The following is a 4413-nucleotide window of genomic DNA, read 5'->3' as shown; positions in this document are numbered from 1 at the left end:
CGCTTGTTCAAGTTGAAGATGACGATGGGGATGTTGTTCTCCTGCGCCATGGTGATGGCGGTCAGATCCATGACTTTCAGGCCCTTCTTCACCACATCCATGTAAGAGATGTGGTCGAACATCTTGGCGTCCTTCACCCGGACGGGGTCGGCGTCGTAGATGCCTTCGACCTTGGTGGCCTTCATGATCACGTCGGCCTTGATCTCGTTGGCGCGCAGGGCGGCGGCCGAGTCGGTGGAGAAGTAGGGATTGCCGGTGCCGGCGGCGAAGATGACGATGCGCCCCTTCTCCAGGTGGCGCAGGGCGCGGCGGCCGATGAACGGCTCGCAGATCTCGTTCATCTCGATGGCCGACTGCACCCGGGTGTAGGCGCCCGCCTTTTCCAGCGCATCCTGGAGCGCTAAGGCGTTGATGACGGTCGCCAGCATGCCCATCTGGTCGGCGGAGACGCGGTTCATTTCTTTGGCCTGCTCAGCCACTCCGCGGAAGAAGTTGCCGCCGCCCACCACGATGGCGATCTCCACGCCCAGGTCGCGCACTTCTTTCAGTTCGGCGGCGATCTCAGCGATGCGGATGGAGTCGATGCCGAAGCCCTTGTCGCCGGCCAGCGCCTCGCCCGACAGCTTCAGCAGGATGCGTTTGAATGCCAGGGCCATCTTGAGCAGTATAAACCCGCCGCAAAGGGAAAGAGGCGGTAGGTGGTAGCAAGTCGGCGGTAGGATTCGGCTCCTACCAGCTACCTGCTACCTCCTACCGCCTCGATGGGGCCGAACTTACTCGGCCTTTTCTTCGACTTGCTTGCTGGCAGCCACGGTCCAGCTGCTCTCGCCCACCTTGAAGCGGGCGAAGCGCCGCACCGAGATGTTCTCGCCCAGCTTGCCGATCTTGCTGGCGATGAGCTGCGCCACCGAGATGGTTTGTTCCTTGATGAAGGGCTGCTCGTACAGGCAGACCTCCTCGTAGAACTTGCTCATCTTGCCCTCGACGATCTTCTCCACCACCGCCGGGGGCTTGCCCGTGCTCGCCGCCTGCGAGCGGTAGATGTCCTTCTCCCGCTCGTAATCCTCGGGCGTGACGTCCTCCTTGCGGATGTACTTCGGGTCGCTGGCCGCGATGTGCATGGCGATGTCGTGCAGCAGCGACTGGAAGTCCTCGGTGCGGGCCACGAAGTCGCTCTCGCAGTTGACCTCGACCAGCACGCCGATCTTGCCCCCGGCGTGGATGTAGTTGGCCACCGAGCCTTCACTGGTGGCGCGCGACGCCTTCTTGTGGGCCGTTGCCATGCCTTTCTTGCGGAGCCACACGATGGCCTCTTCCACGTTGCCGTTCGTGGCCTGCAGGGCCTGCTTGCAGTCCATCATGGGAGCGCCGGTCTTGTCGCGGAGCTCCTTCACTTGTGTCGCCGAGATATTCATAGCTGTCGTACCCATGATTGCCTACGTCCCTTCCTGGATTCCCTTACATGAAATGACCCGCGCCGGCTTGCCAGGCGCGGGTCGAAACTTCGATACGGCGCCGATCAGTGAGTTTCTGCGTGCCGGGCTTCGGGTTCCTCGGCCTCCGCAGCAGCGGCCGGACTCTTGCGGACGTTGCCGCCCAGCACCTCGGCCATGTTGACATCCTCGCCGCCCTCGGCGGCAGCGGCCTCTCCCTCCGCGGCCGGGGCCTGGGCCGGCTGCGCCGCAGCGGCAGCCTCGGCGATCTCGGCCCCCTGCTTGTCGGTGGCGGCCTGGGCGCCTTCCACGATCGACTCGGCGACCTTGCTGGCGAACAGCCGGATGGCGCGCAGCGCGTCGTCGTTGCCGGGGATCACGTAATCCACTTCGCTGGGATCGCAATTCGTGTCGACCACCGCGACCACCGGGATGCCCAGCTTGCGCGCCTCGCGCACCGCGATCTGCTCCTTGTTGGAGTCGATGACGAAGACCGCGTCCGGCAGCCGGTTCATGTTCTTGATGCCGGCCAGGTTGGCCTGCAGGTGCTTGCGCTCGCGCTCCAGCTTGATGACTTCCTTCTTGGGCAGCAGCTCGTAGCGGCCGTCGGTGGCCATGTCGTCGAGTTCCTTGAGCCGCTTCACCGACTTCTGCACCGTGACCCAGTTGGTCAGCAGCCCGCCCAGCCAGCGCTGGTTGATGTAGAACATGCCGCAGCGCGTGGCCTCTTCGGCGATGGCGTCCTGCGCCTGGCGCTTGGTGCCCACGAAGAGCACGGTCTTGCCCGCGGCCGCCAGGTCCTGGACGTACTTGCTCGCGTCCTTGAACATCTTCAGCGTCTTCTGAAGATCGATGATGTAGATCCCGTTGCGCTCCCCGAAGATGAACTCCTTCATCTTGGGGTTCCAGCGCTTGGTCTGGTGCCCGAAGTGGACGCCCGCTTCGAGCAGCTCCTTCATGGTGATGTTCGCCAATCAACCTCCTTATTCGGATTGCATCCGGCCTGGGTCCAAAACCCTTCCGGATTAGTCCCGTACCCGCTCCCAACCGGGTGCGGGAAGATGTGAAACCGCGGTTACCGCTTGCTGAACTGGAAGCGCTTGCGAGCGCCCTTCTGCCCGTACTTCTTGCGCTCCTTGGCGCGCGAGTCGCGGGAGAGGAAGCCCTCGGCCTTCAGCTTCTTGCGCAGCTCAGCGTTGAACACGAGCAGGGCCCGTGCCACCCCCAGCTTCAGCGCGCCGGCCTGGCCGTTCACGCCCCCGCCGGAGACGTTGGCCACCACGTTGAAGGTGCCCGCGGTCTCGCTCAGCACCAGGGGCTGCTTAGCCTGGCTGCGCTGGGCGTCGGTGACGAAATATTCGTTGAAGGCGCGGCCATTCACCGTGAACTGGCCGTCACCGGGACGCAGATACACCCGAGCCACGCTCGATTTCCGCCGTCCCGTCCCGTAGTACTGAACCTGTTCTGCCATTTGCCTGCTACTGAACCTTTCCTGGATTCACCATCTCTATGCCCGCTTGCCCTCGAGGGCGAGCGCTTCTGGCTTCTGCGCCGCGTGCGGATGCTTGTTGTCGCGATAGACTTTCAGCTTCTTGGCCATGGCGCGCCCCAGCTTGGTATGCGGCAACATACCGACGATGGCGTCCTCCACCACGGTCTCCGGCTTGCGCGCAAAGCGCTTCTTGTACTCCTCGGTCCGCAACCCGCCGGGGAACCCGGTGTAGTGGTGATAAACCTTGTTCTCAGCCTTCATGCCGGTCAGGCGCACCTTGGCGGCGTTGATCACCACCACATGGTCCCCGGCATCGATGAAGGGGGTGTATTTGGTGCTTTCTTTGCCCGCGAGGATGCTTGCAACGCGCGTCGCCAGGCGGCCGAGCGTCTGCCCGTCCGCATCCACGACATACCACTTGCGCGCAATTTCCCCCTCTTTGGGGAAATAGGTTGACATCAAAGACTCTCCCAGATTTAAAGACGCTTCCGAAGACCGCTGGAACGACCCCGCACGAACGGCAAGGCCCCAAGACGGGTAACCCACGGAGCAGCAAAGTCTTAAGGATACCGGAGCCGAGCGCGCACTGTCAACGCAGGAACTGCATCCTGGCGGCTATTCGTACGCCAGCGCGTCGATGGGGTCCTTCTGCGCCGCCTTGAAGGCCGGATAGATGGCGCCCAGCACCGCTCCACCGAGGGCGATCAGGGCCGCACGCATCAGCCAGTGCTGGGGGACGGCCACCCGCAGGGTGGGGAAGTGGCGCACAATCCCCGCCCGCGCCGCATAGCTGCAGGCTATGCCCAGCACGATCCCGGCCACCGCCAGCAGCAGGGTCTCGCGCAGGATCACGTTCACGATGTAAAGCTTCGACGCTCCCAGCGACTTCAGGATGCCGATCTCGCGCGTCCGCTCCATCACCGCCGTGTACATCGCCTGGAAGATGACGATGAAGCCGATCACCACCGCCACGCCGATCACCACGTCGATGAAGATGGAGAGCCCGGGCAGATTGCCCATGGTCATCAGGGAGAGGTATTCGCGCATGGAACGCACGACGTACTTTTCCATCCCCGGCACCTGGCGGATGGCGGCGGCCACGCTGTCGGCGTTGCGGGCGTCGTCCAGCTTGACGTAGAAGATCGACGCCTTGCCCTGGGCGCCGACCAGCTCCTGCAGCGAGCGCAGGGGCAGGAACTTGCGCGCCCCTTTGCCGTGCTCCACGATGCCGCACACCGTGAATTCGTGGTTCAGCACCTCGATCTTCTGGCCTACCTTCACCTTCTTGGATTGCGCGAAAAAGTCGTCCACGAGGATGCTGTCCGGCCCGGTGAAGGGCCCGCCCGAGAGGTAATGAAAGGGCCCGCCCAGCATCTGGAAGGAATCCAGGTCGATGCCGTAGATGACCTCCAGGGTGCCGGCCGTGCTCAGTTGGGTGATGACCGGCGAGACCACTTCCACGTGCTCGATCTTTTGCAGGACTCCGGC

At 63.5% G+C, this 4413-nt stretch carries 6 protein-coding genes; all 6 read right to left on the bottom strand.

The features are described from left to right. The coding region (gene pyrH / locus VMS96_13460) for a UMP kinase (GenBank protein ID HVP44435.1) at window positions 1–656 on the bottom strand (656 nt) is incomplete at its 3' end. Between the two features lie 117 nt (window positions 657–773). Then, complete coding sequence (gene tsf, locus VMS96_13455; GenBank protein HVP44434.1) at window positions 774–1430, bottom strand: translation elongation factor Ts; 657 nt, start codon at window positions 1428–1430, stop codon at window positions 774–776. Between the two features lie 89 nt (window positions 1431–1519). Next, the gene (gene rpsB, locus VMS96_13450) at window positions 1520–2407 is read right to left on the bottom strand and encodes a 30S ribosomal protein S2 (protein HVP44433.1); all 888 of its coding nucleotides are present in this window, start codon (window positions 2405–2407) and stop codon (window positions 1520–1522) included. A gap of 101 nt (window positions 2408–2508) precedes the next feature. Beyond that, the gene (gene rpsI, locus VMS96_13445) at window positions 2509–2904 is read right to left on the bottom strand and encodes a 30S ribosomal protein S9 (protein ID HVP44432.1); all 396 of its coding nucleotides are present in this window, start codon (window positions 2902–2904) and stop codon (window positions 2509–2511) included. A 36-nt stretch (window positions 2905–2940) separates the two neighbouring features. After that, window positions 2941–3384 carry a 50S ribosomal protein L13 gene (gene rplM / locus VMS96_13440; protein ID HVP44431.1) on the bottom strand — a complete coding sequence of 148 codons (444 nt, stop codon included), beginning with the start codon at window positions 3382–3384 and terminating at the stop codon, window positions 2941–2943. Between the two features lie 156 nt (window positions 3385–3540). Next, window positions 3541–4413, bottom strand: an 873-nt coding sequence (locus VMS96_13435) for an FtsX-like permease family protein (protein ID HVP44430.1), incomplete at its 5' end; no start/stop codon positions are given.

Source organism: Terriglobales bacterium, from assembly GCA_035543055.1.
Classification (GTDB): domain Bacteria; phylum Acidobacteriota; class Terriglobia; order Terriglobales; family Acidobacteriaceae; genus JAIQFD01.
This window is presented reverse-complemented; position numbering and strand designations above follow the sequence as displayed.